This is a genomic window from Kitasatospora sp. cg17-2, assembly GCF_054031055.1.
This window is the reverse complement of sequence record NZ_JBSSXW010000005.1, coordinates 33,337-59,160: the sequence shown is the minus strand read 5'-3', so window position 1 is coordinate 59,160 and position 25,824 is coordinate 33,337. Positions and strand designations below refer to the sequence as shown.

The window sequence follows — 25,824 nt, the reverse complement described above, 5'->3', positions numbered from 1 at the left end:
ATGACGCGCCGTCACTAGCGTGACGGAATGACGCTGCGTGACTTCGTCACGCAGTAACGGATAGTGGCCTCCCTCTGCTTCGGGGGCCTCCGGCCAAGGCCCGGCGGAGGGTGGCCGCAGCGGAGGGCGGGGTTCGAGCGGGGGCCCGTCGTGGCGCCCGTGAGGCTGCATTTCTGCTGGTCAGACGTAGTTAAGGCAGGGCGCACTCCGTGCGCGGGCTGACTGGGAGAGGGGGTGGCGGGGCTTTGCGGTCGGCATCCGGACGGAAGCGGGGCCGGCCACGAATCCCGACCACCATCACATAGTGTCATCGAACTGAGGCCGGCACAACCCCCGAGCCAGAACGCGCGGGCCCCGGGGCGAGTGGTCTGCACCTGTCACGGTGGTCTAGACCGGTCAGGCCCGCCCGACCCCTGACAGACCCTCCAGAATCACCCTGAGCGTGTATCAGGAATCTGCCGTCAGCCAATCCCGCCACAATCCCCATGCCCATCTGACTGCGCATCACCATCACGCCCTGTGTAACCCCAGGAACCGACCCCGCTACCCGCCCCGACTTTCCACCAGGCGCAGCGACTGGCAACCGGCCCCGGCCGTTGACGATATGACGCGAAATTCGGGTAGCAGCCACCACCGTCGGAATTGCTCAGCCATTCCATGGGAATCCCCCATACATGGGAATCGTCCATAAATGAGTGGTGGGAATTCGGCGGGGACCGGGATTACAGGGCGTCTGCGAGGCGGATCGGGGTGGACAGGAGGAGGAGCCGGCCGGCCGCGGCGGCGGGGTGGAAGTCGAAGGCGCTGGTGAAGGGGCCGGTGATCAGCAGCAGGGTGCGGTGCGCCCGTACCGATCGGGTCCACTCGCGGGTGACGGTGATCCCGCCGTCGAACCACACCTGGCCGCCCGGTCGGTGGACGGTCAGCCGGTGGCCTGTCAGGACCGCCGACCACAGCGGATGCGGTCCTGCGGCCGGCATCAGCGCCGTGTCGTGGCCGGTCCAGCCGTCTCCGGGGACCAGGGGCCGACCGGGGTCGGCGGGCAGCACCAGGACAGGACGGAGGTCGGGCATCAGCTCGGTCCACGGCCCGCCGAGCAGGCCAGAACCACTGATGATCTCCACGAACGGGTCCCTTCCCCCGGCCCGACCGGGCCACTCCACCCCCGGACAAACCACATCATCAGCCAGACGAGAGCAGCAGCGCGAACGAATCCGCCGACCGACCGCCAGCAGACCGCCGACAGACCGGGGCCGCCGGGCCCGGCGGCCGGTAGACAGCGTGGCCGCCCAGGCGCAGCACGACGCCGAGGAGGTCGAGAACGTCGAGGCGGGGCCCGGCCGCTGACCCGGCCGCAGTCGGCGGCCGGGTCCCGGTGCGGGGCAGGGCGGCGGCGTTTACGAGTGCTGGGGCCGGTTGTCGGGCCTGGGACGCCGGTAGGCCGGCCGGGGCGGGGAGGCCAGGCGGAGGGCCGCGGTACGGGTGCGCTCCAACCAGTCGGCAAGCCGGGCGATCGTGGCGTGGTCGAGGAGCGCGCCGAGTTGCTCGACGGTTTGGTGGTCGTTCTCGTCGAGGTCGTACAGGCCGGCGCGGGCCAGTGCCGTCCGGAGGGCTTGCGTCCCGGGGCTGGAAGGGGCTGTGGGCCCGGCAGTGGTGTTGTGGGCGGCGAGCCGTTGGGCGGCGGATTCGGCGGCTTGGCGTTCTTCGTCCTCGCGGAGCCAGCGCTGGACGGTCGGGTCGGCTTCGGGATTGTAGGTTTCCAGGTTTTCCTCGGTCATGACGTAGCCGATGCGGCGCCATTCCTTGTGGGCCTGGATTGCGCCCTTGATGGCGGCCACGTCGTCGTCGGTTTCGCAGACCCTGGAGCGGTGGCGTTCCCATCCGGCGGCCTCTTCGGTCGCTTTGGTGATCTGTTCGCGGGTCATTCCGGTGGCTCGGCGGCGGATGATTTCACGGCTGTTGGGGAGATTCTTCACGGGCTTTCCTTTCCGGTGGATCGGTGTGCGGGATTTCTAGCAGACTGTTCCGGCTGCGCGCAACGCCTTATCCGGGTGTTTGCGATGCCCTCTCGGGATGGTTTATCGCGTGTGCAGTAGAGAGGTATGCGGGAGGAGTTTCCGGAGGGTTTTTGCTGCGATATTTTTCACCTGTCCGGCCGGTCTGCCCCGGAAATCCGGCGGTTGTGCCCGGCCGGTTCGTCGTGATTCCGGACCGCCGAGTGCGACCGAGCCGGGCGTAGCGGCCAGCCCGGTGCCGGCCGCAGGCGCAGCCGGCACCGCACCGAGCGGGCCCGGGGAGGCCACCAGGGACAGCCCGGGTCCGCAGCCGCCCAGGACGGCCTACGCGCGACGTCCGGCACGGGTCGGGGCGGGCGTGCTGGTGCCCGGGGGCCGGGACCGGTGCGGGCCCCTCAGAGGTGCTGTGCGCAGTCGGCTCGGCCCGGCGGCGGGCGGGGCGCTCGGCAGGTCGTTCGGCCGGCGGCGCCGGACGCTCACCACAACAACAGCCCCGCAGGGCCGGACCGCCCGCCGTCCAACCGCACAACCACGGACCCGACCCCACACACCAGGACCAGGAGAAAGGAGCAGACAGAGGGGGTCATCCCGCCCGAGTTCCACGGCGCCCTGGTGATGGAGGTCCAGCGGAAGATCGCCGCGATCGAGGATGCCCGGCGGCAGCTGGACGTGCTGCGCTGCCGTCCCCGCCGACGCCGCCCGCCTCGAGGGCCTCCTCCAGCACGGCCCCGCCACACCCGTCTGGCACCCGCTCGGCGGCGAATGCCGGCGCCCGTGCGGCTGGACACAGCTGCAGCCCTGACAGGCTCCGCACCTTGATGCCCCGCTCGGTTGGCGGGGCATCAAGGTATCCGGCTCGGCTGCCACCAATGCTTTGACCTGGGTCTTTTACCTTGCCACCAAGGTTTCCGGGGTCCGTGGCGGGACGGCCGCCAAGGTATCGGGAACGCCTTCCAAGATGACTGTCAAGATGTCCACCGAGGCGACAGGGCGGCCATCAAGGAGTCCCACCGAGCCCCGGAGCGGGCATCAAGGTGCCCGGGGCAGGCATCAAGGAATCCGTCCGGCCGGGAACGCCAGCTTGTCGGTGCTGACTGCCACAATCCCACCACCCAACCCTCAGGAGCGCAGCATGCCCGCAGACGAGCGGCCGATCGACAGATCCGACTACCAGCGCATCTACGCGATCCTTCACGCTCTCCAGCTCAAGGCGATGGAGAATGACGACCGTCCGCTGTGGGAGATCCTTCGCGAACTCCACGAGGACTACCTGCACGCGGATGCCCCGGTGCCGCTCGACGACCTGGTCGGAGACCGGGCCTCGAGCAGAGAGCTGCAGCACGCGCTGATCGTCATCGAGCGACTGATGCGGGGCAGTAGCGATGTCAGAGCAGCGCCGACGGTCGGCGCCGCCACGGTGTGCGCAAAGCCGGGCTGCCCGAACCTGACGTACGCGTCGCTGTGCTGGCATTGCGAGCTGGAACAGGCCTGAGTCGATGGAGCTCCGTAGCTCGCAGGGCCCGGGTCATTGCCGCGAGTGCGGCCAGCATGATCCTTCACTGTGGCCGGGCGGCCGGTGCCGGCTCTGTTGGGAGAGGCAGTTGGAGCTGCGTCGCCAGCGGGCGGCAAGGGGCCCGACAGCCTTGTACCGGTGCTACGACGAGGACGGCTGGCTGCTGTACATCGGTACGAGCGTGGATCCGAGGCGCAGGTTCCGGGAGCACGTGAACTGGTTCGGCTGGTGGCCGGCGGTGGCTCGGACCGAGGTGGAGTGGCTGCCGTACGGGCTTCCCGAGTCGATGTACGTGGAGCAGATGGCGATCTACCTTGAACGGCCAGCTTGCAATGTGGCGCCCGGGGTCGAGGTCGAGGAGTGCGGGCCGGTGATGGAGGGCGGCACGTGGTTCGACCGCGGTGCGCAGTTCCGGAACTGGCGGTGTTGGTTCGCTCTTTGGCGGGACTGCCAGTTGCAGCCCGCAGAGCTGCGGGCGCGGGATTCGGCGCCCATGCGGCTGACCCCGCTGCAGCCCTGACAGGTCCGCGCGTGACGGGGCTCCGGGGTGCAACAGCGCGTTGCATTCCGGGTTTCCCCGTAGTTCGTGCAGGTCAGGGGTGCAACGCGGAGATCGGCCACGGCCTTCGTGTTGCGCGTGTTGCATCCCGCGTTGGACTGCAGCGCCATCAGCAACGGGGCCGGAATCCGCGGCCCGGACCCGGGGCGCAGCCCGCCTCTGCCGAGTTGCTCTGCCTCTTCCTCGAAGCCCGTTTTCTCCCCGCCGCCGCTGACCGGCCAGGCAGTGCCGAGCGCGGTCGGTCCGGCCTCCGCGCAGGGCACGTTGAAGGCCTGTCAGAGCGCCGCGACGGCCGCCGGCACCGCCCTGCCGCCGGTGAGCCGGCGGGCGCTCACCGGACGACGTCCTGGGGGTGGGGGCCGAGAGCGGCTGCGGCCAAGGCCTGCACGGCCGGCGCCCAGCGGGCGATCAGGTCCATCACGTCGGGCAGCTCTGCGGCGTAGGCGGTGAGGGTGGTGCCGTCCTGGTTTCCTTGCAGGTCGATCGCAAAGCGGGGCACCGTTCGGTAGCGGTGGTACACCGTCATCTCGAGCGGAAGCTCCTCTCCGGTCCACAGCCCGTTCGTCTTCGTGCTCGAGCTGGTCCACGGCTCGAACCCGGCCTTCTTCAACATGGCCACCCAGTCGCCACTGTCGTCGTCCGGGACGGGGTCCTTGGGCAGGGCGGTCCACTCGCCGTTCTCGTACACAAGCCAGTCGCTCATCAACGTCTCCCTCACCTCTCGGGTGCACGCCAGTCTCGGGCAGGCGGCACTCCCGGCGCGGACGAATCAGTGATCCCGTCCGTGGACGGCCAGGGCACCGACCGACCGAAGGGGAAGAGGCCGGGAGCGCCGGGCACCCGACCCGGTCGCGTCCGGCGGCGGTGAGCAGCAGGTCGGCCCTCACCGGTCCGGCGGCTTTCCCGCGCGGAACCGGGCCGCGCCGATGGAGGCGGTGGGCCTGGCCGGGCGACTGCGGCAACGTCGGCGCCGGTGCGCTCGCGCGAGCGCGCCAGGGCGTACGGGACACCCGGAGTGCTGCTTCTGCGGGAGCCCCACGGAAGTGGTCGGTCCTCGGTCGCCCGGTTGTCCCCCTGGCCTGGCCTGCGGATTCACCTGCTCCGGGATGCCTGTCCGACGCAACCTCCGGGGCAACCCGCGGAACAACGTCCGGGGGCGACCTCCGAAACAACGTCCGGGGCAACGTCCGGGGCAACCGCACCACGCGGTAGAGAGCGTGTCCGCACGCACCGGGTGGTGGTGTCACAGGTTCTGCAGGTAGGCCTGGTGGACGGTGCGGGCGGCGTGCTCCGGGGTGTCGTGCAGGCGTGCTTCCAGGGTGACCGGGTCGCCGATGAAGTAGCCCTCGCACACCGCGACCCAGCCGTCGCCGCCGTCCAGGCCCCGTTCGACCCAGCCGACCTGGTGGCCCTCGCCGAGGACCAGCAGGACGTCGGGCTGGACCGTCCAGCCGGCCAGCTGCCAGTGGTAGCCGAAGACCTGCGGGTCGAGCGGGATGCGGACGTCCATGCCGCGGGGCAGGCCGCGCAGCAGCGGGTCGCGCGGCACCGACACCGTCCGGTCCGCGGGCTTCTGCTCGGCCGGCCCGGGGGTGGTCTGCTGGGCCAACCGCCGGTCGACCAGGCCCCTCAGCCGGCCCTCCGTCGCAGGACCGGCCTGGTCACGCGACCCGGCACCGCCGACCGGTGCCGCGGTTTCTCCCCGGGGCGCAGCGGGCGCGGTTTCGGCGGTTTGGGCGTCGGGGGTCTTTTCGCCCCGGGGGGCAACTGCTCGCGGGAGCGTCACTTCGGCGGTGCGGGCAGCGTCGTGCTGCCCGGTCGTTACTCCCCGGGGGGATCGGCCTGCGGGTCCGGCGTCCGGGACCGGGTCGGCGGCCGCGGGACGGGGGGCGGGCACGGTGGCCGACGACGTCCCGGCCGTCGCCGGGGCGTCGCCGGGGGCGGTGCGGGTTTCACCCCGGGGGGTTTCGCCGGGTGCCGGGGCGGGGTGTTCCGGCGTCGGGGTCTGGGTCGGGTGCTCGGCGAGCATCCGCTCGGCCAGCTCCCGGTGGCGCAGCATCACCAGGTAGGCGGCGTGGAGGGCGTCAGTGACCGCTTGGCGGGCAAGGGCGGGGTCGCCGTTGCGGGTCGCGCGGTCGAGTTGGAGCAGCAGGACCCGGTCGTGTCGGCGCAGTTCCTCGCCGAGGGCGAGGAGGTCGGCGGCCAGCGGGTCGTCGGTCAGGCCGTCGGGCAGTCCCGTTTCCCCTCGGGGCGTTTCGGTGGCTGCGGCGAGGGCCTTGGTCTGCTTCTCCTTCTCCCGGGCGCGGTCGGCTTTCGACGAGCACGCCTTGGAGCAGTACTTCGGCCGGCGTCCCTTGCCGGCCCAGGCCAGCTCCGTGCCGCACACCGCGCAGGTCGGGCCGCCGAACAGCATCGGCGCGGCCGCCGCATCCACCGCTTTACCCCCCGGGGAGAAACTCATGATCGGGATGCTAGTCCCACGACCTGCGCCGTTTGCCCTCGGGGTGAAACGGCGAGGGTGTTGCGCGGGGACGACACCGTGCCGTCCCCGGGCTCACCGGCCTTGTCCCCGCTCGGCGGTCCGATCGGGTGCGGGTACCCGGGCGGTGTCGGTCGTCGGCGTCGGGCGCCGAACGGGATCGGGTGTCGGGGCCTGGGTCACCGGGCCGGCTGTCCGGCCGGTGGGACAACCTCCCGTCCGGATGCCACGCGCGAGTCACCAAGGTTGGTGCCTGCCGTACGGACGGCGGCCTGGGCCGCGGCGAGCAGGTTCTCCGCCGAGCGGACCAGCACCGACAGGGACACCTGGGCGTGCAGGGGCCCGAGGTCGTCCTGGGCCAGGGTGCGGGCCAGGGCCCGGGCGCTGCGTTCGACCACCGCGCCCAGGCGCCCGATGTGGTCGCCCGACGGGTCGCCGGTCGGCTCGCGCGAGCCGTCGACGGCGGCCGCCAGGAGGGCGTTCTGCTCGGCCTTGCGGCGGGCCCGGTAGGCCTTGGAGGAGCAGCCGCGGCCGCAGTAGGAGGGGCGCTGTCCGGGGCCGTGCCCGCGGATCGGCGCCTGGCAGACCGTGCAGCGCGGCCCGTCGTGTGCGTGCTCGGGGGCCGGGTTGATGGCTCGCGCGTCGCTTTCCATGATCGGCATCGTAGGGGCGGGCGACGACAAGGGGGGCGGGACGGTGGTCGCGCGGGAGGTCGTCAGCGGTCCGGCGGATACCCGCGCATGCGCCGGGCCGTCTCCTCGATCATGGCGACCCGGTCGGGGTCCTCCTCGCGCCGGCGCCGCCACCGCTCGGCCCGCTCCGCCTCCCAGTGCTCCTGGGTGCGCCGTTCGGCGGCGAGCAGTCGCTCCTCGGTGACGCCGAAGACCGGCGGCGCCCACTCGTGCCAGCCGATCCACCGGTCCTGGGCGTCGTCGTAGCGTGCGGAGGCGAGCCGGCCGCGGCGCCCGGTGGTCTCCAGCTGCCGGTAGGTCTCCTCGGCCATGCCGAGTTCCCGGGCCATCGCCGCCCGGCTGCGGCCGGTGAACACCCGCAGGTGCGCCAGGCGCTCGTGCTCGACGGTGCACAGGTCGGCCGGCCGCGCGCCGACCGCGTCGGCGAGGCGCACCAGCACCTCGGGGCGCGGGACGCGGGATCCGGCGAGGTAGAGGGACACCGCGCGCCCGGACACCCCGCTCTCCCGCGCGATCCGCGCCACCGAGGCGCCCGCGGCCGTACGGGCGGCGCGGAGCCTGGCCGCGTCGAAGCCGTACTCGGTATCACTCACACCGGAGTCCTACCCGCCCGACGGGAGGTTCGTTCACCCTGAACGAACCTTCACAGGGGCGGGAGGGTGAAGGTTCGTTCAGGGTGAACGAACCATGAGACTCCAGGAGCAGGCCGGTGCCCGGCGGCTACCGGGCGGCGCCGGGATCCGCCAGGCGCCGGCGACCGGACCCGGCAGGCGCGGCGGGCGGCATCGGACCGGCGGCCGGGTCGACCGGGCCGGCGAGTTCGACGGCCAGGCGGCGCAGCCCGGTCTGGGTGCCGGAGTCGGGGGCGGTCCGGGCGGGGTCGGCGGGCGCGGGCCGGTACAGCGGGCGGCGGGCAGGCTGAGGTGTCGTCACCCCGACCATGATTCCCCACCCGGGCCGACGAGCACCGGCCCGCACTGATCCGCAGGCCCTGTCCGGGCTCCCCCGGAGCGCTCGCCCCTGCCAGCGCGGGCCGCGCAGCCGAACTGCGCAGGTGGGCGCGGCTCAGGGGCGCTGTTACGAAACCTACTGGGCTTGTTATAACGGCGAGTGCGGCCCAAGTTCCCAGGCCAGGGCGCGGATTGACCGAGCGTTCAATTTCTGGGAGACTTATCTCGAGCGGGACACTTATGTCCTGACTCATTGAAGCCTCGCCTGGACGGCGGGGCTTTTCGCTTGCCGCAAGGCACCCAGCACATCTCAGGCCTCCGCCGTCGGCGGGGGCCTCTCGTCGTATCTGGAGGAGAACTTGGACACTGCTCTCGTCGTCGCGGCCCTGGTGGTCGTGCTCGTCCTCGGCGTCATCGTGGTCCTGGCGTTGCTCATCGGCTACATCGTGCGGGTCTGCGTCGCCAGGGCGCGGTCCCAGGACATGCCCGTCATGGTCGAGCGGTTCACCGGGCTGATCGGCGCCCTGGAGCGCTACACCCCCCGCCACCAGGGGGCCCGTGAGCTGTCGGCCCCGCTCCGCGGTGCCCAGCTCGGCCAGCAGGGAGGTGCACCGATCCCGGCGTCCGCCCCGCAGCCGGCGGTCATCCCCGGGCAGGTCGTCGGGGCCGGAACCGTCGCCCCGCCCACCAGCGGTGCCCAGTGACGCCCCGCCCGGTCCCCAACGACCCCACCGGCCGAACCGCGACCACCAACGCGCTGACCCTCAGCCCGGGTGCGCAGGAGAGCGTCGGGATCATCATCGAGATGGTCGCCACCCTGGACCTCTCAGAGGCCGAGGTCCGCAGGTGGACCGGCAAGACCCGGAACGCCCTGTATGCGGAGTACCGGAGGCGGATTTCCGCCCACCACCACCTCACCTCAACGGTCCAGGAGGAGATCCAGGACTTGGCCGACGGCCTGCCCCCCGAACTGAAGGAGGCCGTACGCGCCGTGGAAGGGAGCATGCTGCGCCCCTGCGAACAGTGCGGGGCGCTCAAGATCCCGCCGCCGACCCGGGCCGGCGGCCAACCGCGGCGCTACTGCTCGAACGCCTGCCGACAGGCGGCCCACCGGCGGCGCGCACGAACACTCGACTGACCTGACCGGGCATCGACGGCCCGGTCGACGGGTGACGGCCACACCTTGATGGTGGCCGTGACCCGCTGACCGGGCCGTCAACCACACCGCGCGCCACGCCGCCAACTGGTGACCGACCGTCGGCCATGGACCAGCCAGCGGTAGTCGTGGCGCATGATCACCACTACCGGATGGCGTCGTACAGCCATCGTCCTGACCGCGCTCGCCGCGGTCCTCCTGCCCGCGGCCGCGCCGGCCGCCGCCGAGACCCTCACGACCGCCGGCCCCGCCGCCGTACGGCGCGAGCTTCCCGAGCCGCCGCCCACCGACGTCGTCCGGGCCGAACTCGACGAGCTGGTCGTCGAACCGCCGCACTCCATGGACGGCTACAGCCGGGAGCGCTTCCCGCACTGGATCAAGGTCTCCGGGGAGTGCGACACCCGCGAGAGCGTCCTCGCCCGCGACGGCGAGGGGGTCGTCCAGGACGAACTGTGCCGGGCGGTCGCCGGTGCCTGGGTCAGTCTGTACGACGACAAGGTGTTCACGGACGCGAAGGCGCTCGACATCGACCACGTGGTGCCGCTCGCCGCCGCCTGGCGCTCGGGGGCCGACACCTGGACCACCGCGAAGCGCCGCGCGTTCGCCAACGACCTGACGCACTCGCAGCTGATCGCGGTCTCCGCCGCCTCCAACCGCAGCAAGGGCGACAAGGCGCCGGACGCCTGGCGCCCGCCGGCCACCGGCTACTGGTGCACCTACAGCCGGGCATGGACCGACACCAAGCACGTCTACGGCCTGAGCGTGACCGAGCCGGAGAAGGCCGCGCTCACCTCGATGCTCGGCACCTGTACCCCGTAGGCGAGCACCGCCGCCGTCCCGGTCCCGACCGATCCGGCCGCTGCCCCCGCACCAGGGGGCGGGCCGTCGACCTGATTCGCCATTGTCGAACCCGGCTCCCGGCACGGGGTTGACCGGACGTCCGAGTGGTGTATCGTCCGCCGGTTCGGCGCCCCCACCAGGCCGGTGCCGTCAGCGAGAACCAGTGCCCGAACCCTCTTGACCCGCCGTCCCCTGTGCCTACCGTCCGCTCCACGGACCGCCGGAAGCGAGCCCGCGGCGCCCTGCTGCGTCTCTGGCTTCTTCCGCCTGCGGTTCGTATTCACCGCACACGATGCACAAGGAGACGGGTATGGACGAGATGAGGCCGCGCAGCGAGGAGCCGGGCGCGGCAGGGTGGGACGGCGTCGAGCGACGTCGGACAGATCCGGCCCGGGCGGCGGTGCCCGAGCCGGACGGGCGGCCCGCCTGGCGGTCGCCGGACCGGCTGCCCGGCCGGATCCTGGTGCGCGTGAGCGGAGAGCTCGGCGCAGTCGCTGTACTGAAGGTCGTGCAGGTCCTGGCCGAGTACTTCCGGTGAAAGCGTGTTGCCCGAACCTGCGCTTGCCGGGCTGCCCGGAGCCGGTCCGTCCGGCACTGGTGGAACGGTGAGCGCCAGCTGCTGGCCGCAGGTGCACCGCGCGGGTCCGGTCGGCCTCACCCGCAGGCCTGGCCTCCCGGGCCTGCGTCGTGCGGCGCCCGGGGCTGCGGAATGTACTGGCCGGACGGTTCGGAGTAGATGCAGCCGCAGGCCCTGGTCGTGGCGCTCGCCGGGTTCCATGGGCGGCGCGGGCCGGGAGGACCGGGATCGGGAGGGGCCGGTGGGTGGGACGGGTAGGTGTCCGTGCGAGCGGCGGTGCCGTCCGACCGGTTGACGTCGGGCCTGGAACGCGTTCGGATTCTGGCTCTGCCTGTATGAGTCCCGTAGAGTGAGCGGTGCGCGCCTGGATGCCGCTGGATGCCGTTCGACGTCACTCGATGTCGCTCGGTGTCGGGCAGCGAGGGCACGCAGAAGGCCCCACCCCAGGACGGCCATCCTGTACGGGGCAGGGCCAACTGCTTCAGCGAGCAGCACCTTCCAGCGCCTCAGCCCTCAGCTGAGGCGCTGCTGCGTTTCAGGCCTGGAAGAAACCGTTGAGCTTCTCCCAGATCGTGAACCCGAGGTTGGTCAGGCCGACGACCAGGCCGGCGATCCTCACCGCCAGGTCGAGGGACTTCTGCTTCCCCTCCGTGCTGCCGCCGGTCGCCACCCGCGGGAACTGGGCGTTCGTGTTCCCGTTGGGCTGGGTCCGGCCGGGCTGGTGCCCGCCGTTGCCGTGGACCGACATCGTGCGCATCTCCGCTCTCCCGGGCGTCGATGGCCCGGGTCATCCCGCCACCGCTCGGTGGTGGACGGCTCCTGGCCGGCCCGCCGGGCAGGCCGGCGAAGGCGGGGAAGTGCACGCTCCGAGCTTAGATGTACGACACAGTCCAGATCGAATTCTGTCGGAGCTATCGCACAACAATCCACCGGCTGTAGCTGACTGGTCACCAGGTGTGCCATGGGCGGCCCCGCCTGCGGGCACTGACGGTCGGTCGGCCCGGTCCCGCGGGCCGGCTAGGGGCAGACCAGGTCGTGGAGCTGCTCGGCGATGGTCTCGGTGGGCAGCACGAACGTGCCGAACCGATCGTCCTCGCGGACCGTGTCGAGGTGGTCGACCGCTCGGCGCAGTGCCTGGTCGGGGTGGTGGAGGTCGGTGGTGTCGTCGGGCAGGCGCATGGCCGCGCTGTGCCAGGGGGTGTTGAAGAGGTAGACGTCGACCGGGGGGAGGCTGGGCGGCGCCGGCGCGGGGGCGGTGGGCCGGCCGCGGACGTTCTGGTCCGTGAGCTTGGCGGTCTCGTGGTACCAGTGCTCGGCGGCGCGCAGTTCGCCGAGGGCGGCGTGGTGGAGGTAGAGGCCGTAGGCGGCGGTGCTCTCGCCGGAGCCGGCGGCGAACTGGAACCAGAACTGGGCGTGGCGGGGGTGTCCGCTGAGGTAGAGCAGGGCGGCGAAGACGAGGCCGCCCTTGGGGTCGAAGTCGCTGGTGTCGGCCATCGCGTGGAGGCGGCCGGGGGCGGAGGCTTCGTTGATGACGCAGGTGGAGAGGTTGCGCAGGTCGCGTTCGGCGTGCTGCTGGAAGGTCAGGCCCTGCTCGTCGACGGCGTGCTCGGGGCACTCGGCCGGGCTCGCGGGGGCGGTGTCCGCGGACTGGCCGGCGGCGCGCTTGAGCGCGGCGATCTTCGCGGCGATCCGTCGGCGGCCGGCGGCCGGGTCGTAGCCGGTGAAGCGGGCGTAGGGGGCGGCGGCGGAGGCAAGGTGGTCGAGTTCGGTGTTCACCGGTCTTACTCCTCGTCGGTCTCTGAGGCGGAGAGCAGCGTGCGTTGGCGGAGCTTGCTGTGGGCCTGGTGGATGAGGACGCGGACGGTGCCGGGGCTGATGCCCATGACGTCGGCGGTCTCGGCGGTGCTGTATTCGAGGAAGCGGTTGAACAGCAGCGCGTCGTACTGCCGCTCGGGCAGGGCGCTGATGGCGTGGTAGATGCCGAGGCCGTCCTCCAGCGCTTCGAAGACGGGGCGGGTGGCGCGGTTGGCGGCGTCCATGAAGACGGCCTTCTCGACCAGCTTGAGGACCTCGCCGCGCTGGCGGCGCTCGTGCTCGACCGCGAAGCGCAGCATGCCCCAGGCGTAGTTCGTGGGCCCGGGACGCTGGAGGACGCCGTCCCAGTCGGCGCCGAGGTGGGCGAGGACGTCCTCGACCAGGTCCTGGATCTGCGCGGGTTCGCACAGCGTCAGCTGGGCTCGGGCGTAGTCCAGGTAGCGCTGGTGGTAGAGCTCGAAGAAGGCGTCGAACTCTATGGGGAGCAGGAGCGGGGGGTCGCCGCCGTTCGCGGCCGGGTCGTGGTTCACGCGGCGGCCGCCGGACCGGGGGCCGACCGGTGGCGTCCGGCCGCACCGGGGTGGTCGCCAGCGGGCCGGGCGTGGTCGGCTGCGGCGGTGTGCTCGGGTCGGACGGGGCAGGGCAGGGTGTTCACTGCGGACCTCTCGCGCTCGGAAACTGTCGCTGCGTGGGGGAGGCATGACGCCTAGTGACAGTTTTCCGAAACGAAGGCGTGAGCGTTTAGCGACGCGTGACAAAAAGTTGCGGAGGGTGTCAATCCGCCTACCGAGTGATGACCTTCGTCTCCCTCCGGCGGCCGCACCTCCAAGCCTTCCGTCCAGGGCCGCCCGGAAGGGACGTCCCGGACCGCTACCCGGCGGCCGCCGTCCCGACCGTCGGCGCGGTCCCGGTGGCGTCGGCCGTGCGCGGTGCGCTCACCGAGCCGGTCTCGTCGGGCAGCAGCAGGCGGGCGGTGCGCGGGCGGGCGGCCCGGCCGCGTCCGGTGCAGTGGACCTCCACGGTGCGCGAGCGCAGCATGCCGTGGCCGTCGCCGAGCCCGCTCCAGGTCGCGCCGCCGGTCGTCAGACGCAGGGCGGCGCCGTGCCACGGAGTGGTGGTGAGCAGGGTGGTGCCGGTCACCCGCAGGCGAGCCTCCAGCCGCTGGAGCTCGCGGGGCCGGGGCGGCACGGGCGGGTCGAGGAGGACGACCTCGCAGGCGCCGGCCAGGACCGAGGCGATCTCGCTCCACCGCTCCCCCGGGGTGTCGACAAGCAGCAGGCGCTCCAGGGGCAGGCCGTAGGCGCGGGCGGCGGCCAGCCCGAGCGTCGGCATCGAGATCGCGGCCGTCCAGACCGTGGCGGCCGCGGCCGCCGGGCCGGCGGCCAAAGCCAGCAGCAGGCTCGTGTCGCCGCGGACCTCGACGACGGCGCCCTTCGGCAGCCGGCCGTCCGGCAGCAGCGGCTCCAGGGCCGGAAGAACCGGGCGCGTCGCGGCCTCGACGCGCGCGCGGCGGGTGGCCGGACTGGTCTCCTCCAGGAGGTCCGCCAGCCTGAGCCTGCGCTCCTCCTCCACATCGGGAACCGGCAGGGCCGGCTCGGCCACGGGCACCTCCGGGACGGCGGCGACGCTCATCCGGCGGCCCCCGGTTCCGGGTGTCCGGGCCCGCCGGCCGGAGCCGGCGCCGCTCCACCGAGTGCGCCTGCGCCCGGGCGGTCGCCGGGTGCGTCGGCCGGGGGCAGGATCCGCACCGCGGCCGGGTCGTAGAGCAGCCAGGAGCTCTGCTTGTCCTCGCCCCAGCGCGCGAGGGCGATCCACGGCACGTCCGGCCCCGGGCGGCGTCGGGCCGTGACCAGGCCCGAGCGCCAGCCTCCCCCGGTCCGCACCCACGCCAGGCGCCAGCACCGGTCCGCCCCGTCCGGGTCGGGCGCGCCCGCGAGCTCGGCGGGCACCGTGAGTGCGTCGCGCCACGCCCCGTGGAACGGCGCCCGGCCGGGCGGCGGGTCGTCGGGCTCGGGCAGCGGGCGCACGGTCCCCTCGTCGAACACGAACCAGCCCCAGGGCTGGCCCTGGGGCACGGTCGCGTCGTCGTCCCACCGCACGTGGACCACCCAGACCGCGCTGCCGGGCGGCCTGCGCCACACCGTGAGCATCGCCGGCTTCCATTCGCCGCCGAGGCGGATCTCCACCAGCCGCCAGCGCCGAATGTCCCGGGACGCCCCGGGCAGCGTCATGAGCTCCCGCGGCGCCCGCTCGGCATCGCCCGGCACGGGAGCCGGGCGTACGGGGCGGGAGAACGGAACGGAAACGGTCATAGAACTATTGTTCGATAAGCTGAGAGGGTGATCAAACGTCAGCCGCGCGGTCGCCTCGGGAGCACCCCGGTAGGCGGCCGGTAGCGTGACGCCGACCCCACCGACGGACGGACCCCTCATGCGCCCTGCCCGCGTCCAGCACCTGCTCCTCGACGCCGCAGCCAGCCTCCCCGGCGCCTCCGCGAGGACCTTCGCGGACTCCGGGCACACCCGCCACCCCTTCGGGATCACCGTCGAGGCCGCCGGCCGAACCTCTCACTGGCAGATCGCCGTCACGAGCGCCCCGGGCGAGACCCTGACCGGCGGGGAGGACCCGGCGCCCGTCCTGGGCGAGCAGCCGCCCGCGATGGAGGTCCCGGCCCTCACCGACGACCCCGCCACCGTCGAACGGGCCCTCGTCGCCCAGTGGCTCGCGGCGGACCCGGGCGAGATCGCCTCCGCAGACCTCTACTCCACCCGCCCCGCCCCACCTGCCGTCGGCCACGGAGCGACGATCGACCTCCACGACGGATCCCGCGCCTTCATCAACCACGTCCGCTAGCCCCCGGGCCACCGAGTCGATGACCACCCCCGACTTCGACCGGATCACCGACGAGATCTACACCCTCGCCCCGGCGGGCTTGGGCTTCGGGGATCAATTGGGACGTGGCTAGCGGTAAGCCCCTGATGATCAGATCGCGGGGACGGCTCGCCGGCCTACTCGGTGTCGGTCGCCGGGCGGGTCCGGCACGTCTCGTAGGCCGGGGTGGCCGACGGCTGGCGGTGGCGCAGCAGGCGGATCGCGGCGACCGTGTTCGCCACGCCCGAGGCGGCGAAGCCGACGTTGCGGATCGCGCGGCCGAGAGCGGCGGCCTGCGGGCCGGACGGATCGGTGACGGCCTCGGCGAGGAACAGCAGGACGGTCTGAACGGGCGACATCGCGCCCTCCTTCTGGAAGAGGTCTGTTCTTTCACCCCTTCGAGGCACGGAGAGTCCACATGACAGCAGGCCCGCGTGCGGAAACGTGCATGGCGTGGGGTGTCCCCCTCTCACGTTGGGGCCTCATTTTTTGGACTGGTAATTCACGCGGACATGGCTCGGCCCCGGCACCGCCGTGGCGGTGCCGGGGCCGGTCAGGAGGGACTGTGCGCTACGCGCCCGCCATCGCCTCCAGGACCGCGCGCTGCTGGTCGGGGATCATCAGGCCCGCCGCCCGGACCATGCTCAGTGTCTGTCCGCTCATGCAGAACCGGCACACTCCGACGATCGGCATCCCCGCGCCGATGAACATGCCGACGAACTCCGTGCTGTCGTAGACGGGGCGCAGGCAGCCTGGACACGTTCGGGCGTCCTCCTGCTCCCAGTGCTCGGGCGGCAGGGTCGTGTCCAGGTTGGTGATGATCTCCTCCATCGCGGTGCCGGCCTCGGCCCACAGCGCCAGAGGCCGGTCGGCGCGAATCAGGATCTCGGGGGCAGCCTCGGGATCGGGTCTGAATCGGGCGTGGACGAGAGAGCCGATCCCGGGTTGGTGAGGGGCGGGAAAGAACGCGTAGTAGCGGTCGCCCATCCCAAACTGGTGCCCGGTTCCGGCGCGGAGCGCTGCGGCCACCTCGTTCAGGAGCGCGCTGTCGTTGTTGCGCAGGCGTAGCTGCCAAGCCGCAGTGCGGTCACCTGCCTCGGCCGGGAAGGCGGTGAGCAGCAGCCCGTTCCCGGCCGCGCGGACATCGAGGTGCATCAGGCCCTGAGTGCTGTGTACGGCGCTGCCGAACCACTCGGTCACGCTCTTGTCTGCGGCTCGGCTTCTGCTGTCCCTGCTCGCCCTGGCCTTGCTGCCCTTACGGGACTTGGACCCTGCCATGGCCGTCCTTCGAGTGCTCGGATTGCGGGCCTCTCCCGTCGGCTGCCCGCCGGGTCGGGCTGTGCACTGCCAGCACGACGCTGGGGCAGCCGGGCCGCGTACGGGCCGGCTGCCCCAGCGTGGTCACGCTGCAGCGTCCGGGCCGTGGGGGTGTACAAGCCGGACGGTGTGGAGCAGGCACAACCGCACGCCCTGGTCCGGGCGCTCGACCGGTTCAACGAGCAGGTGGCCGTCGGGCAACGGGCCGTCCGGCACCACCTCCCGGTGGGCGGCGTCGGCGAGTGCGGCCGAGTCGAGCGGGGCCGCCACGCTGAGCTCGGCCCACACGGTCTTGCCTCCCGGCCTGACGCACTGGACGGCGGTGAGGTCGGGGCGCTTCACTGCTCGCCCAAGGAGTCCAACATCTCGCTGGTCACGTACTCCCAGCGGAGTTCTCCCCGACGGGGACCGGGAAGTTCGATGCCCTGCAGAGGTGCGTCCTCCGGGTGATGGAACAGGTCGTCCCTCGCCCACCGGATCGTCGTCTCGTTGAGCCAGCGGGCCGTTCGCGTGTTGCCGGCCAGCTGGGCATCGTCCCGCTCGCTCGTCCCGGGCCCGCTGATCATCAGGGCAGTGCGCCGGGCCAGCGGCACGTACAGTCCGCCCGGTGTCATCAGGCCCATCGGTGTCCGGTCGGTGGTGTGCTCGTCCGCGAGCGGCATGACCGGGACGTCGGAGGTCGCCAGCCCCTTGCGCTGGAAGTCGATGATGTTCCACTGCCGGTCGTACAGCTCGGCCGCTCCGCTGGGCAACGCCGGACCGAGCATCGACGCCGCGTGCTCCAGGGGCAGGTTCAGCTCCGTACTCTCGATCTCGCCCCCCTGGCTGCGGATCAGCTCGGGAATCAGCTCGTGGGCGGTCTGCAGAACGTCTCGGGCGATCGGGCCGCGGAGGTGCTGGAAGGTGATGAAGAGGGCGACCTTGAGGCGGGTCTCCGATGGAATCGGCCACCGGCGTTGGGTGCGATCCGCGAGCTCCTTCAACGCGGGAGCCACGTCGTCCTCCAGGGCCGCAGCCGCCGTCTCCAGGTGGATGTTCCGTTCCCCGGCCACCTCGACGCGGTGGAAGTGGTTCGAGGCGGCCACGTTCTTGACGCGCTCCTTGGTGGAGCGGCCGCTAGCCAGCCGGACCACCTGCACCTCCTTGTCCTGCGGCTTCTCGTCCGGGCCCGCGCCGAAGAGGCGCAGATACATCTGGGGCACGTAGTGATGCTTCTTTGGGTCACTCACAGTAGCCATGGTGACTCATCTGAGTGCCCGAACTCCATCGCATTCTGGACCGGCCTCCCCGGCGTCTCCGCGAGAACCTTCGCGGACGGCGGGCACACCCGGCACCCCTTCGGGATCACCGTCGAGGCCGCCGGGCGGACGTCGCACTGGCAGATCGCCGTCACGAGCGCTCCGGGCGAGAACCTGGGCGGCGGGGACGACCCGGCTTCCGTCCTGGGCGAGAAGCCGCCCGCGATGGAGGCCCCGGCCGCCCTCACCGACGACCCCGCCACCGTCGAACGGGCCCTCGTCGCCCGGTGGCTCGCGGCGGACCCGGGCGAGATCGCCTCCGCAGACCTCTACTCCACCCGTACCGTCCCGCCGGCCGTCGGCCACGGAGCGACGATCGACTGCCACGACGGCTCGAGGGTCTTCATCAACCACGTCCGCTAGAACCCCCGACCGCCGAGGCGGTGACCACCCCCGACTTCGACCGGATCGCCGACGAGCTCCGCACGCGACCACTGATGCGACCCGGCACAGCACGTCGGAAGGGCCGCCACCGTCAAGGTGGCGGCCCTTCCGGCGCCCGCGATGCGCTGGTGGGTCAGACGCCGGCGCTGTCCTTGCCGCCCACGGCGAGGAGGGCCAGGTCGGCGTACTCCTCACGCAGGGCAAGGACCTTGGCGGTCTGCACGAGCGATTGGCCCTCGCCCCGCGCGAAGCCCTCGGCCCGTTCGCGGGGCTGGCGCAGGATGACGTCGCGGTCCACGAGCGGGGCGACCGCGGCCCGTGCGGTCTGCGGGCTGACCACCGCGCCGGTGGCGCGAAGCACACCGATCAGCTGGGAGCTCCATGCCCTGAGGCCCTTCGCCCGGCGGGCGATCTCCGCCGGGTCGCCTTCCATGCCGTGCACCGTCTCCGCCTCGAGCAGGCGCAGCCACAGGCGGCTGGCGTCGACGAAGTCGAGCGCGAGGTCGATCCGGGCCGCGCGGTCCTGGGCGTGCTGCCTGAGCTGGTACAGGGCGGCGATGCTGTCCGTGTCGATCTCGCTGTCCTGCTCGGCGATGCCGATCGCCAAGGTCTTGTCGACGATCTCGGCCTGCGCGGCCCTGCGGTCGGTCAGCAACCCGTCGGACAGGGAGGTGTCGGCGAAGAACTCGCCGAGGTCGCTGAACGCGCTGAACGCCTGGTCGAAGCCGTCGTCGGAAGTGGCGGCCATGATGACACCTTTCAGTCGGAGGAGAGCGCGGTGCGGCGGGGCTAGCGGCGCCAGCGGAAGAACAGCCGCTCGCCCGGGGTGCCTTCGACGCCGTAGGGCAGGCCAAGACGCTCGGCCATGCTCAGGCCCTCGCCGTCGGCGAGCGGGGTGAAGCCGGCGGCCTGGTAGAAGGCCTCCAGGTGGGCGGAGGCGGTGCTGAACTGGCCGTAGAGGAGCGGGTACTGCAGCTGCCGGTAGACCTGCACGGCGCGCTTGAGCAGCAGGGTCCCCCGGCCGGCGCCGCGGGCGTCCTCCTCCACCGCCAGGCCGCCGATCTTCGCGATGGCGATGGCCGGGAGCAGCGCTTCCCCGGGACCGGCGCCCCGCTGGAGGAGCCGGGAGATGAGCGGGGCCGGCGGGTGGGCGACCAGGGCGCCGACCACGCGGCCGGTGGAGTCCTCGGCGACCAGGGCGAGGGCCAGCGGCGGCATCCCGTCGGCGAAGCTGGCGCCGGCGAGCGAGGTGACGGCTCCTTCCATCAGCGCGTCGGGACCGCTGTCGAGGGCGGTCCGCAGGGTGGCGGAGACGGAGCCCGCCTCGATGGCCCTGCCGTACCGGGCGTCCAGCTCCACGTCGGCCAGCTTCAGCAACGCGGCCACCTCATCGGCGTCCCCGGGCCCGGCCAGCCTCACCCGCCCGCCGTCCGGTCCGGGCCAGCCCTCTGCCAGCCGCTTGCCGGTCACCCGCTGCGGCGGGGTGGAGCCCCCGCGCGCCCGTGCCGCTCGCTTCGCCATGCGAGCACCGTAGCCACCCCCCGGCACCGTGCACCGGCCTTTGGGGCAACTGGTCCGGCGCGGCCACGGTGCTCAGCGCGGCTCGAGCCCGGGAGGCGGTGTGGAGCGGGCGAGCGGTCGGACCGACGGGGCAGTGCGTCGGTCGGCGGTAAGCGCTGGCGACGCCCCGAGAAGGCACTGGGAGGCCGTCACCTTCAGGTGACGGCCTCCCAGTTTTCCGCGCGCATCATGTGGTGTGGAGGTTCCAACCGCTGTCCACGCCCCACGAGGAGTCGACGGTGCCCCACGTCGAGTCCGGCGAGCCGAGGCCCCAGATCGTGTCCTTGCCTACACGAGTGTTCATGCTGTCCTCCCCGTTCCGTGATCAGGCGCCCCACTGTAGGCGCCGTGACCAGGCATGTCATCACTTCGGCAGGACCGCAGCCGACCCGGCTCAGAAGGGTGGCACTTCGGAGTACTTCCCTCGTTCTGGATCGCCCTCTATCCGAAGGTCATCGCTGTCCGGCGTCGCCGCTCCGACGCCGCCGGACTGCCGAAGGCGGGAGCCTCCTCGCCTCTTGCCTCACCCACCGCGCCCACAGCGAGGCTGGCTGGCACCTCTACGCCCCCGCCGCGCGCTCGTCGCGGCCGGCCACGAACGCCCCGGCACCACCGCACACCTCGCCGCACTGCCCGCCCCGCTCGCCCAGGCTCCAGCCGCCGACCGCCGATCGCCGTGAGGACCGCGCCGGACCGGCTGCCTCCGAGCGGTCCGGCCCGAGCGGATAGTCACCTCCGGGTGAGCCGGGGGCACGGCGGCTACCGGTCCGGCCCTCCGCTGCCGATACGCTCACCCGCATGAACGAGATGCTGGCAGCGGCCACCATGCACGTGGTCGCGATCCTGAACCAGAAGGGCGGCGTCGGGAAGACCACGGACACGATCCACCTCGGCGGTGCCCTCGCCGAGCACGGTCGACGGGTCCTGCTGGTGGATCTCGACCCGCAGGGCAACCTCACCACCGCCCTCGGCATCCCCCGCCTGGAGGGGCCGCTGACGATGCCGACGGCGATGCTGAACGGGTGCTCGGCCGAACAGGCCAGGGCCCTCGTCCATCAGCACTCCGACAACCTGTACGTGATCCCGAGTTCCCTCGACATGTTCTCGCTGCCGCGCAAGCTGCACGGCGAGCGTGCCGCCCACGAGCGGCTGTGGCGGGTCCTGCGGCACCTGGAGGGCATGTTCGACGTCTGCCTGATCGACTGCCGTCCAGGGCTGGATGTCGACACCGACGCCGCGCTGTACGCCGCCGGCTCGCTGCTCATCCCGGTGGACGTCGATGAGTTCTCCATCGACGCCCTGAGTCTGCTGCTCGGCCAGATGGAGACGCTCTCCGCCGAGCTGGAGCACCCCGCGCCCGATGTCCGCGGGCTCATCATCAACCGCGTGATGCTCCCGCTGTCCGCGATCAACGGCGCCGTGATGAACGAGCTCAAGTCGGCCGGCCCGCAGGTCCTGGCGGAGATCCCGGTGCGGTCGATACTGGCCGAGGCCCGCAACCAGCGGAAGACGATCACGCAGTACGCCCCCAAGAGCGACGTGGCGCAGATGTTCCGCGACCTGGCCAAGGCCTCCGGGCTGGTGGCCTGATGGCGAAGACGTTCACGGTCAAGAAGGTCGACCCGACAGTCGCGGCCGGTCTCGGCACCGGCCGGACGAGCAAGACGGGAACGGTCGCGACCCGGGACGCGCGACTTCCCCACCAGTTCGACCCGGCCTCGCTCGGCTCGACTCCGGCCGAGCGGCTGGCCGGGCTCGAGGAGATCATCGAATCCGCCCGCCAGGACGCGGCAGAGACGGTGAAGGCTGCCAAGACCCGCTTCGAGATGCGGGCGGGGATGGCGCTGGAGATGATCCGCAGCGAGCCGATCCTGTTCACGCAGAAGGGGTACTCGGACTTCAAGTCCTACGTGAAGGGCCGCTGGGGCTACAGCCTCTCGCGCGCCTATCAGCTGATGGACATCGTCCTGGTCATGACGGCCGTTTCCACAATTGTGGAATCGGCGCTCCCCGAGTCGCAGGTCCGACTCCTGGCCGTGGTGGTGCGCCAGCACGGTGACGAGGCCGCCCGTCAGATCCTCTCCACCACCAGGGCACTGCCGGGCAATGTCACAGCGAAGAAGCTGGAGCAGGTCCGCGACCAGCTGAACTACACCCCGGCCTCACGGACCACGGGCTCGGGCGGCGGTCCGGACATCGTGGACGCCGAGCTGGTGGGCGAGGCCCCGGCGGAGGTACAGGCCATCCGCGACGGTCTCGCCGCCCTCAGCAAGGCGAGCGCGCTGCTGACCCCGAAGAACCTTGCCGTCGCACTCCAGCACTACCCGGATCTCGGGGACGCGGTCCTGGCCGGCTACGAGAAGTCCGGCGACGTACGCCGCCGCCTTCGCCGTCACATCGACGCGGCCACCGCGTAGGCCCGAAACGCAAAAGGGCCCGCTTCCACCGGCGTTATAGCCGAGGGAAGCGGGCCCTTCACTGTGCCGGGGGTCAGGCCGGAGCGGGAACGCCCGCATGGTCGAGGCCGATCGCGTGGCTGACGGTGGCGAGAGTGTCGGTCCAGTCGCCAGCGTGGTGGACAGCGCGGTCGTCCACGTACGCGGCCGCGCCCAACTTGGTGCTGGTCACCAGGATCGGACCGCCCACCACGGTCCAGTACGCCCTCGAGGGATCCGGGTCGACGAAGGCCGACAGGCCGCTGTACCAGGTGACCCAGTCAGCGATCTCCGGCAGCCAGCGCTCCGGTCGGGCGGTGAAAACGAAAACGGCGCGCTGCCGGGCGACGGTGCGCAGCGCCTCGATCGCACCGGGCTGGGGCAGGCCGATGCGGCCTGCCTGCCAACCCTGGTCGACCGTCAGAGTGCCGTCCAGGTCGAATCCGACGGCCTGCGACGCGGGGCTGTCCGGGCGAGGGGCGATGACGGTGCGGTGCATGCGGTCCTCCATCGAATGCCGGGCGGGTCTACAGGAGGGCGAGCTGGTTCTCGTCCGGCTCGCCGCCGCTGTCCTGGGGGAGCACCTGGGCGCGGGCCGCGTCGTGGGCTTCGTCGCCCCGGTCGCAGACGAGTCGGCCGTCGGGGCGCTCGTGCCACTCGCGGCCGGCGGCGTCGGCGGCCGCGCCTTCGGGCGTGGCGTGGTGGGGGATGTACTCGTCCTCGACCAGGTCGCCGCACACCGAGCAGCAGGCGGTCCAGCAGAGCGTCGGGACGGCGACGCCGGCGCCCGAGCGGGCCGCGCCCTCGCGGCGCCAGGCGTAGCCGTTCCGGAGGACGACGGCGTGGGTGGCGGGCTGGAGCGGGGAGCCGTCGTCGAGGTCGGCGGCCAGGGCGTTGTGTTCGGCGGCGGCCATCAGCGCGGTGGCGAGGTCGGGCATCGGCAGCAGGGTGTTCGGGCCGGTGAGCCACAGCTCCCAGGCCTTGTCCGGGGTGCCGGGGCGCAGCCGCTGGTCGGGGTCGGTGGTGAAGAGGCCGCGGCGGCCGACGGGGGTGATGGCGGGGGTGGTGGTCATCTGCGGTGTCTCCTTCGGCGGGTCGGCCCCGGCCTGCTGGGGTGCGGGCCGGGGCCGGGGTGGTGGCTGGTGGTCGGGTGGGGTGGTGCGGCGGCAGGGGGCGGTCGGCTACAGGAGGCCGGCGGCGTGGGCCTCCGCTTCCTGGTCGACGTCCTCGTCCTCGTCGGCTCCACCCTCGGTGTCGAAGTCGGCGTCGGCGTCGGCGTCGGTGTCGGCGGGGAGGAGTTCGGCGATGGCGAGGTCCTGGCCGAGGGCGGCCCACGGGTAGCCGTCGCCGTCCTCGCTGTCGGCGTCGGCGGGCTGTGCCGCGGCCGGGGCGGGGCCGTCCAGGAGCGCGGCGAGCTCGGCGACGGTGTGGATCTGCACCGGCTCCTCGCCGTCCCGGGCGAGGAGGAAGGTGCGGCTGTTGTAGCCGTCGCGGTCGGTCGGCCGGGGGACGGCGAGCAGGCGCGCGGTGGAGGTGATCTCGCACGTCGCGGAACCGTCGTCCATGCCGGTCCAGTTCTCCGCCTTGGTGAGGGCGCCGTGGCTGTAGTCGAGGCGGGCGGCGCCGGAGGCGGCGCGCTGCGCGGCGTCGGCGCGGACGTCGGCGGCCAGCTGCTCGGGGGTCGCCGGCGGGGGCGTCACGCCGACCGGGCTGTGGTGCTCGGCGCCGAGGCGGCGGCGCAGGGGGGCGAGGGCCTGGTAGGCGTGGTGGTCGGTGAGGGCGGCGGCGAGGGCGCCGGTGGCGAGGGCGAGGGTGATGCGGATGTCGGCGGGGTGGGTGGTGAGGGTGCGGTAGGTGGTGAGGGGCGGCGGCGGCGGTGACGACGGCGACGCTGTCGGCGGTGTCGAGGGCGGTGCGGGCCAGGCGGGTGCGCAGGGTGTCGGTCACGGGTGCCTCCGAGGGGGAGCGGGTCGGGTGCCGGCCGGGCGGCCGCGCCGCGCACCACGGCGCCCGCCGTCCCGGCCTGGACGGCTCGGGGGCGGCGGGCGTGGTGGTGGGCAGCGTCAGTGTCCGGTGCGGTGGTGGCGGATCTCGTCGAACCCTTCGCCGGCGAGCAGCTCGCGGGCGGAGCGGACCATGCGGTGCTGCCTGCGCACGACGTCCTCCGGCACCCGGCGCTCGGTCGGCCGCTGCGCGTTCCTCGCCAGACACACCGGCAGGGGCGCGTCCACCCACGTCGCCACGACACGGCGGCCGTGCTGGTGGCCGAGCTCGACCAGTTGTGCCCTGTGGTGTGCCTCGGCCGACGTGTTGTCCACCCAGGTCGTCAGGCCACGTCGCAGCCTCATGGCCAGGATCTGGGTCTGCAGCAGGACGGCGTCGGCGGTCGCCTCCTGCTGGCCGGCCGAGTCCGCGACGACGGCGCGCAGGTTGTCGAGGCTGACGACCTGGGTGGGCGGGAGGTGGCGCAGCAGGGTCGACTTGCCCGAGCCGCTGGCCCCGATCATGACGACCAGGTCGCCGCGTTCGGCCGGTGCCAGGACGTTGTCGAGGGCGGAGGGTTGGGTGGAGAGCATGGGCGGTCCCTTCGGTGGGCGGGTGTCAGCGGGCGAGGACGGCGGTCGGGCCCACAGCTCGGGGCGTCTCCAGGGGGATGACGTAGATGTCCACGACGTCCTGGACGTTGCTCCAGGTGCCGGCGGCGTGGCGGATGTAGACGACGCGCTCCTGGGCGCCGCTGCGGTCGGTGGTGTCGTACTCGTGGACCGTGTGGTGCTTGCGGGCGCGGCGGACGGCGGCGTTCACGGTGGCGGTGCGCGCCTGGTTGGGGAAGGGCAGGAAGTGGTGGCCGTCCCTGAGGGTGAACACCAGGGCGTGGTCGGGGCGCGGTCCGGTGGTGACGAGCCGGGCGCCGTAGTCGCGCAGGTCCTGGATGTGGCCGGCGTAGTACTCCTCGGCGGTCTGGGTGGTCATGGGTTCCCTCCGGTGTTCGGTGCGGCCGGGCGGCCGCGCCGCGCACCACGACGCCCGCCGTCCCGGCCGGGCTGGCGGGGGCGGCGGGCGCGGTGGTGGGCAGCGTCAGTGCCCGGGCGTCAGCGGACGGCGCTCCAGAGGATCAGCAGGATCACGGCCAGCCCGACGAGGACGGTCTTCGGCGAGATGCTGGTGGCGGCCTGCAGGCGTCGTATCTCGGCGTGAAGGGCGTCGCACTCGGCCTGTATCCCGGTGTGGGAGGGGGTGCCGGGGGTGAGGCCGGCCAGGATGGCGGAGCGATGGTGGAGCTTCTCGTACAGGGCCGCGATCTGTGCGTCGCGGGAGACGGCCAGGGCCACGTTGGGTGCCTTCCGGTGGTCGGTGCTCGGC

At 72.5% G+C, this 25,824-nt stretch carries 34 protein-coding genes; 10 read left to right on the top strand and 24 right to left on the bottom strand.

Annotation, left to right across the window (positions count from 1 at the left end; all coding sequences use genetic code 11):
- Window positions 1–722: 722 nt before the first annotated feature.
- Both ACW14Y_RS42845 and ACW14Y_RS42840 read right to left on the bottom strand, forming a co-directional pair.
- Window positions 723–1,124, bottom strand: coding sequence for a hypothetical protein (locus ACW14Y_RS42845; protein WP_456989172.1), 402 nt, complete (start codon window positions 1,122–1,124; stop codon window positions 723–725).
- Between the two features lie 273 nt (window positions 1,125–1,397).
- Window positions 1,398–1,976 carry a hypothetical protein gene (locus ACW14Y_RS42840; protein ID WP_456989170.1) on the bottom strand — a complete coding sequence of 193 codons (579 nt, stop codon included), beginning with the start codon at window positions 1,974–1,976 and terminating at the stop codon, window positions 1,398–1,400.
- A gap of 1,171 nt (window positions 1,977–3,147) precedes the next feature.
- On the opposite strand from ACW14Y_RS42840, the gene ACW14Y_RS42835 reads away from it, so the two are divergent.
- A complete protein-coding gene (locus tag ACW14Y_RS42835) occupies window positions 3,148–3,507 on the top strand; it encodes a hypothetical protein (protein ID WP_456989168.1) in 360 nt (119 codons plus the stop codon).
- A gap of 109 nt (window positions 3,508–3,616) precedes the next feature.
- A complete protein-coding gene (locus tag ACW14Y_RS42830) occupies window positions 3,617–4,048 on the top strand; it encodes a GIY-YIG nuclease family protein (protein ID WP_456989166.1) in 432 nt (143 codons plus the stop codon).
- 370 nt (window positions 4,049–4,418) lie between these two features.
- Here the strand turns inward: ACW14Y_RS42830 and ACW14Y_RS42825 are convergent, their stop codons facing one another.
- The 5 genes from ACW14Y_RS42825 to ACW14Y_RS42805 all read right to left on the bottom strand — a co-directional run bounded on the left by ACW14Y_RS42825 (window position 4,419) and on the right by ACW14Y_RS42805 (window position 8,191).
- Window positions 4,419–4,790, bottom strand: coding sequence for a hypothetical protein (locus ACW14Y_RS42825; RefSeq protein WP_456989164.1), 372 nt, complete (start codon window positions 4,788–4,790; stop codon window positions 4,419–4,421).
- A gap of 540 nt (window positions 4,791–5,330) precedes the next feature.
- Complete coding sequence (locus ACW14Y_RS42820; RefSeq protein ID WP_456989162.1) at window positions 5,331–6,548, bottom strand: hypothetical protein; 1,218 nt, start codon at window positions 6,546–6,548, stop codon at window positions 5,331–5,333.
- Window positions 6,549–6,745: 197 nt separating this feature from the next.
- Entirely contained in the window at window positions 6,746–7,219 is a 474-nt protein-coding gene (locus ACW14Y_RS42815) for a hypothetical protein (protein WP_456989160.1), read from the bottom strand.
- Window positions 7,220–7,281: 62 nt separating this feature from the next.
- Window positions 7,282–7,851 carry a helix-turn-helix domain-containing protein gene (locus ACW14Y_RS42810; protein WP_456989158.1) on the bottom strand — a complete coding sequence of 190 codons (570 nt, stop codon included), beginning with the start codon at window positions 7,849–7,851 and terminating at the stop codon, window positions 7,282–7,284.
- Window positions 7,852–7,978: 127 nt separating this feature from the next.
- Window positions 7,979–8,191, bottom strand: coding sequence for a hypothetical protein (locus tag ACW14Y_RS42805; protein WP_456989156.1), 213 nt, complete (start codon window positions 8,189–8,191; stop codon window positions 7,979–7,981).
- 376 nt (window positions 8,192–8,567) lie between these two features.
- On the opposite strand from ACW14Y_RS42805, the gene ACW14Y_RS42800 reads away from it, so the two are divergent.
- The 4 genes from ACW14Y_RS42800 (at window position 8,568) to ACW14Y_RS42785 (ending at window position 10,742) form a co-directional block, all read left to right on the top strand.
- A complete protein-coding gene (locus tag ACW14Y_RS42800; RefSeq protein WP_456989154.1) occupies window positions 8,568–8,912 on the top strand; it encodes a hypothetical protein in 345 nt (114 codons plus the stop codon).
- Window positions 8,909–9,346 carry a hypothetical protein gene (locus tag ACW14Y_RS42795; RefSeq protein ID WP_456989152.1) on the top strand — a complete coding sequence of 146 codons (438 nt, stop codon included), beginning with the start codon at window positions 8,909–8,911 and terminating at the stop codon, window positions 9,344–9,346. Before ACW14Y_RS42800 ends, ACW14Y_RS42795 begins: the two co-directional genes overlap by 4 nt.
- A 153-nt stretch (window positions 9,347–9,499) precedes the next feature.
- On the top strand, window positions 9,500–10,183 hold the full coding sequence (locus ACW14Y_RS42790) for an HNH endonuclease family protein (protein ID WP_456989150.1): 684 nt from the start codon (window positions 9,500–9,502) through the stop codon (window positions 10,181–10,183).
- Window positions 10,184–10,514: 331 nt separating this feature from the next.
- On the top strand, window positions 10,515–10,742 hold the full coding sequence (locus tag ACW14Y_RS42785) for a hypothetical protein (RefSeq protein WP_456989148.1): 228 nt from the start codon (window positions 10,515–10,517) through the stop codon (window positions 10,740–10,742).
- A gap of 574 nt (window positions 10,743–11,316) precedes the next feature.
- On the opposite strand, the gene ACW14Y_RS42780 is transcribed toward ACW14Y_RS42785, so the two are convergent.
- From ACW14Y_RS42780 to ACW14Y_RS42760, 5 genes are all read right to left on the bottom strand, one after another.
- A complete protein-coding gene (locus ACW14Y_RS42780) occupies window positions 11,317–11,538 on the bottom strand; it encodes a hypothetical protein (protein ID WP_456989146.1) in 222 nt (73 codons plus the stop codon).
- A 260-nt stretch (window positions 11,539–11,798) separates the two neighbouring features.
- On the bottom strand, window positions 11,799–12,557 hold the full coding sequence (locus ACW14Y_RS42775) for a hypothetical protein (protein ID WP_456989144.1): 759 nt from the start codon (window positions 12,555–12,557) through the stop codon (window positions 11,799–11,801).
- Between the two features lie 5 nt (window positions 12,558–12,562).
- The gene (locus ACW14Y_RS42770; RefSeq protein ID WP_456989142.1) at window positions 12,563–13,126 is read right to left on the bottom strand and encodes an RNA polymerase sigma factor; all 564 of its coding nucleotides are present in this window, start codon (window positions 13,124–13,126) and stop codon (window positions 12,563–12,565) included.
- Window positions 13,127–13,466: 340 nt separating this feature from the next.
- On the bottom strand, window positions 13,467–14,228 hold the full coding sequence (locus ACW14Y_RS42765; RefSeq protein ID WP_456989140.1) for a hypothetical protein: 762 nt from the start codon (window positions 14,226–14,228) through the stop codon (window positions 13,467–13,469).
- Window positions 14,225–14,908, bottom strand: coding sequence for a hypothetical protein (locus ACW14Y_RS42760; RefSeq protein ID WP_456989138.1), 684 nt, complete (start codon window positions 14,906–14,908; stop codon window positions 14,225–14,227). The genes ACW14Y_RS42765 and ACW14Y_RS42760 overlap by 4 nt, the downstream gene beginning before the upstream one ends.
- A 118-nt stretch (window positions 14,909–15,026) precedes the next feature.
- On the opposite strand from ACW14Y_RS42760, the gene ACW14Y_RS42755 reads away from it, so the two are divergent.
- Entirely contained in the window at window positions 15,027–15,449 is a 423-nt protein-coding gene (locus ACW14Y_RS42755) for a hypothetical protein (protein ID WP_456989136.1), read from the top strand.
- A gap of 155 nt (window positions 15,450–15,604) precedes the next feature.
- On the opposite strand, the gene ACW14Y_RS42750 is transcribed toward ACW14Y_RS42755, so the two are convergent.
- From ACW14Y_RS42750 to ACW14Y_RS42735, 4 genes are all read right to left on the bottom strand, one after another.
- A complete protein-coding gene (locus ACW14Y_RS42750) occupies window positions 15,605–15,826 on the bottom strand; it encodes a hypothetical protein (protein WP_456989134.1) in 222 nt (73 codons plus the stop codon).
- A 211-nt stretch (window positions 15,827–16,037) separates the two neighbouring features.
- Window positions 16,038–16,667, bottom strand: coding sequence for a hypothetical protein (locus tag ACW14Y_RS42745; RefSeq protein ID WP_456989132.1), 630 nt, complete (start codon window positions 16,665–16,667; stop codon window positions 16,038–16,040).
- A gap of 201 nt (window positions 16,668–16,868) precedes the next feature.
- Window positions 16,869–17,126: a hypothetical protein gene (locus tag ACW14Y_RS42740; protein WP_456989130.1), complete on the bottom strand. Its 258-nt coding sequence runs from the start codon at window positions 17,124–17,126 to the stop codon at window positions 16,869–16,871.
- Window positions 17,123–17,977: a DUF4238 domain-containing protein gene (locus tag ACW14Y_RS42735; protein ID WP_456989174.1), complete on the bottom strand. Its 855-nt coding sequence runs from the start codon at window positions 17,975–17,977 to the stop codon at window positions 17,123–17,125. Before ACW14Y_RS42735 ends, ACW14Y_RS42740 begins: the two co-directional genes overlap by 4 nt.
- 12 nt (window positions 17,978–17,989) lie before the next feature.
- On the opposite strand from ACW14Y_RS42735, the gene ACW14Y_RS42730 reads away from it, so the two are divergent.
- On the top strand, window positions 17,990–18,445 hold the full coding sequence (locus ACW14Y_RS42730; protein WP_456989128.1) for a hypothetical protein: 456 nt from the start codon (window positions 17,990–17,992) through the stop codon (window positions 18,443–18,445).
- 154 nt (window positions 18,446–18,599) lie between these two features.
- Here ACW14Y_RS42730 and ACW14Y_RS42725 read toward each other — a convergent pair whose 3' ends face one another.
- Window positions 18,600–19,214: a hypothetical protein gene (locus ACW14Y_RS42725; RefSeq protein ID WP_456989126.1), complete on the bottom strand. Its 615-nt coding sequence runs from the start codon at window positions 19,212–19,214 to the stop codon at window positions 18,600–18,602.
- Between the two features lie 41 nt (window positions 19,215–19,255).
- Window positions 19,256–19,987 (bottom strand): GNAT family N-acetyltransferase, encoded by a 732-nt coding sequence (locus ACW14Y_RS42720; protein WP_456989124.1) that lies wholly within the window; start codon window positions 19,985–19,987, stop codon window positions 19,256–19,258.
- 837 nt (window positions 19,988–20,824) lie between these two features.
- Between ACW14Y_RS42720 and ACW14Y_RS42715 the strand changes: the two genes are divergently transcribed.
- Window positions 20,825–21,616 carry a ParA family protein gene (locus ACW14Y_RS42715; protein WP_456989122.1) on the top strand — a complete coding sequence of 264 codons (792 nt, stop codon included), beginning with the start codon at window positions 20,825–20,827 and terminating at the stop codon, window positions 21,614–21,616.
- On the top strand, window positions 21,616–22,443 hold the full coding sequence (locus ACW14Y_RS42710) for a hypothetical protein (protein WP_456989120.1): 828 nt from the start codon (window positions 21,616–21,618) through the stop codon (window positions 22,441–22,443). Before ACW14Y_RS42715 ends, ACW14Y_RS42710 begins: the two co-directional genes overlap by 1 nt.
- 73 nt (window positions 22,444–22,516) lie before the next feature.
- Here ACW14Y_RS42710 and ACW14Y_RS42705 read toward each other — a convergent pair whose 3' ends face one another.
- The 6 genes from ACW14Y_RS42705 to ACW14Y_RS42680 all read right to left on the bottom strand — a co-directional run bounded on the left by ACW14Y_RS42705 (window position 22,517) and on the right by ACW14Y_RS42680 (window position 25,793).
- Window positions 22,517–22,960: a hypothetical protein gene (locus ACW14Y_RS42705; protein WP_456989118.1), complete on the bottom strand. Its 444-nt coding sequence runs from the start codon at window positions 22,958–22,960 to the stop codon at window positions 22,517–22,519.
- 28 nt (window positions 22,961–22,988) lie between these two features.
- A complete protein-coding gene (locus tag ACW14Y_RS42700; protein WP_456989116.1) occupies window positions 22,989–23,534 on the bottom strand; it encodes a hypothetical protein in 546 nt (181 codons plus the stop codon).
- Between the two features lie 108 nt (window positions 23,535–23,642).
- Window positions 23,643–24,161 carry a hypothetical protein gene (locus ACW14Y_RS42695; protein ID WP_456989114.1) on the bottom strand — a complete coding sequence of 173 codons (519 nt, stop codon included), beginning with the start codon at window positions 24,159–24,161 and terminating at the stop codon, window positions 23,643–23,645.
- A 363-nt stretch (window positions 24,162–24,524) separates the two neighbouring features.
- Window positions 24,525–25,037: an AAA family ATPase gene (locus ACW14Y_RS42690; protein ID WP_456989112.1), complete on the bottom strand. Its 513-nt coding sequence runs from the start codon at window positions 25,035–25,037 to the stop codon at window positions 24,525–24,527.
- A gap of 25 nt (window positions 25,038–25,062) precedes the next feature.
- A complete protein-coding gene (locus tag ACW14Y_RS42685) occupies window positions 25,063–25,434 on the bottom strand; it encodes a hypothetical protein (protein ID WP_380300730.1) in 372 nt (123 codons plus the stop codon).
- A gap of 119 nt (window positions 25,435–25,553) precedes the next feature.
- Entirely contained in the window at window positions 25,554–25,793 is a 240-nt protein-coding gene (locus ACW14Y_RS42680) for a hypothetical protein (RefSeq protein ID WP_456989110.1), read from the bottom strand.
- Between the last annotated feature and the right edge of the window lie 31 nt (window positions 25,794–25,824).

Coding starts and splice junctions, on each gene's coding strand:
- ACW14Y_RS42785 (WP_456989148.1), top strand. CDS start 10,515: ATGGACGAGATGAGGCCGCGCAGCGAGGAGCCGGGCGCGGCAGGGTGG.
- ACW14Y_RS42710 (WP_456989120.1), top strand. CDS start 21,616: ATGGCGAAGACGTTCACGGTCAAGAAGGTCGACCCGACAGTCGCGGCC.
- ACW14Y_RS42735 (WP_456989174.1), bottom strand. CDS start 17,977: ATGTATCTGCGCCTCTTCGGCGCGGGCCCGGACGAGAAGCCGCAGGAC.
- ACW14Y_RS42715 (WP_456989122.1), top strand. CDS start 20,825: ATGAACGAGATGCTGGCAGCGGCCACCATGCACGTGGTCGCGATCCTG.
- ACW14Y_RS42690 (WP_456989112.1), bottom strand. CDS start 25,037: ATGCTCTCCACCCAACCCTCCGCCCTCGACAACGTCCTGGCACCGGCC.
- ACW14Y_RS42685 (WP_380300730.1), bottom strand. CDS start 25,434: ATGACCACCCAGACCGCCGAGGAGTACTACGCCGGCCACATCCAGGAC.
- ACW14Y_RS42705 (WP_456989118.1), bottom strand. CDS start 22,960: ATGCACCGCACCGTCATCGCCCCTCGCCCGGACAGCCCCGCGTCGCAG.
- ACW14Y_RS42700 (WP_456989116.1), bottom strand. CDS start 23,534: ATGACCACCACCCCCGCCATCACCCCCGTCGGCCGCCGCGGCCTCTTC.
- ACW14Y_RS42820 (WP_456989162.1), bottom strand. CDS start 6,548: ATGAGTTTCTCCCCGGGGGGTAAAGCGGTGGATGCGGCGGCCGCGCCG.
- ACW14Y_RS42760 (WP_456989138.1), bottom strand. CDS start 14,908: ATGACCGTTTCCGTTCCGTTCTCCCGCCCCGTACGCCCGGCTCCCGTG.
- ACW14Y_RS42720 (WP_456989124.1), bottom strand. CDS start 19,987: ATGGCGAAGCGAGCGGCACGGGCGCGCGGGGGCTCCACCCCGCCGCAG.
- ACW14Y_RS42825 (WP_456989164.1), bottom strand. CDS start 4,790: ATGAGCGACTGGCTTGTGTACGAGAACGGCGAGTGGACCGCCCTGCCC.
- ACW14Y_RS42780 (WP_456989146.1), bottom strand. CDS start 11,538: ATGCGCACGATGTCGGTCCACGGCAACGGCGGGCACCAGCCCGGCCGG.
- ACW14Y_RS42750 (WP_456989134.1), bottom strand. CDS start 15,826: ATGTCGCCCGTTCAGACCGTCCTGCTGTTCCTCGCCGAGGCCGTCACC.
- ACW14Y_RS42755 (WP_456989136.1), top strand. CDS start 15,027: ATGCGCCCTGCCCGCGTCCAGCACCTGCTCCTCGACGCCGCAGCCAGC.
- ACW14Y_RS42835 (WP_456989168.1), top strand. CDS start 3,148: ATGCCCGCAGACGAGCGGCCGATCGACAGATCCGACTACCAGCGCATC.
- ACW14Y_RS42790 (WP_456989150.1), top strand. CDS start 9,500: ATGATCACCACTACCGGATGGCGTCGTACAGCCATCGTCCTGACCGCG.
- ACW14Y_RS42765 (WP_456989140.1), bottom strand. CDS start 14,228: ATGAGCGTCGCCGCCGTCCCGGAGGTGCCCGTGGCCGAGCCGGCCCTG.
- ACW14Y_RS42815 (WP_456989160.1), bottom strand. CDS start 7,219: ATGGAAAGCGACGCGCGAGCCATCAACCCGGCCCCCGAGCACGCACAC.
- ACW14Y_RS42725 (WP_456989126.1), bottom strand. CDS start 19,214: ATGGCCGCCACTTCCGACGACGGCTTCGACCAGGCGTTCAGCGCGTTC.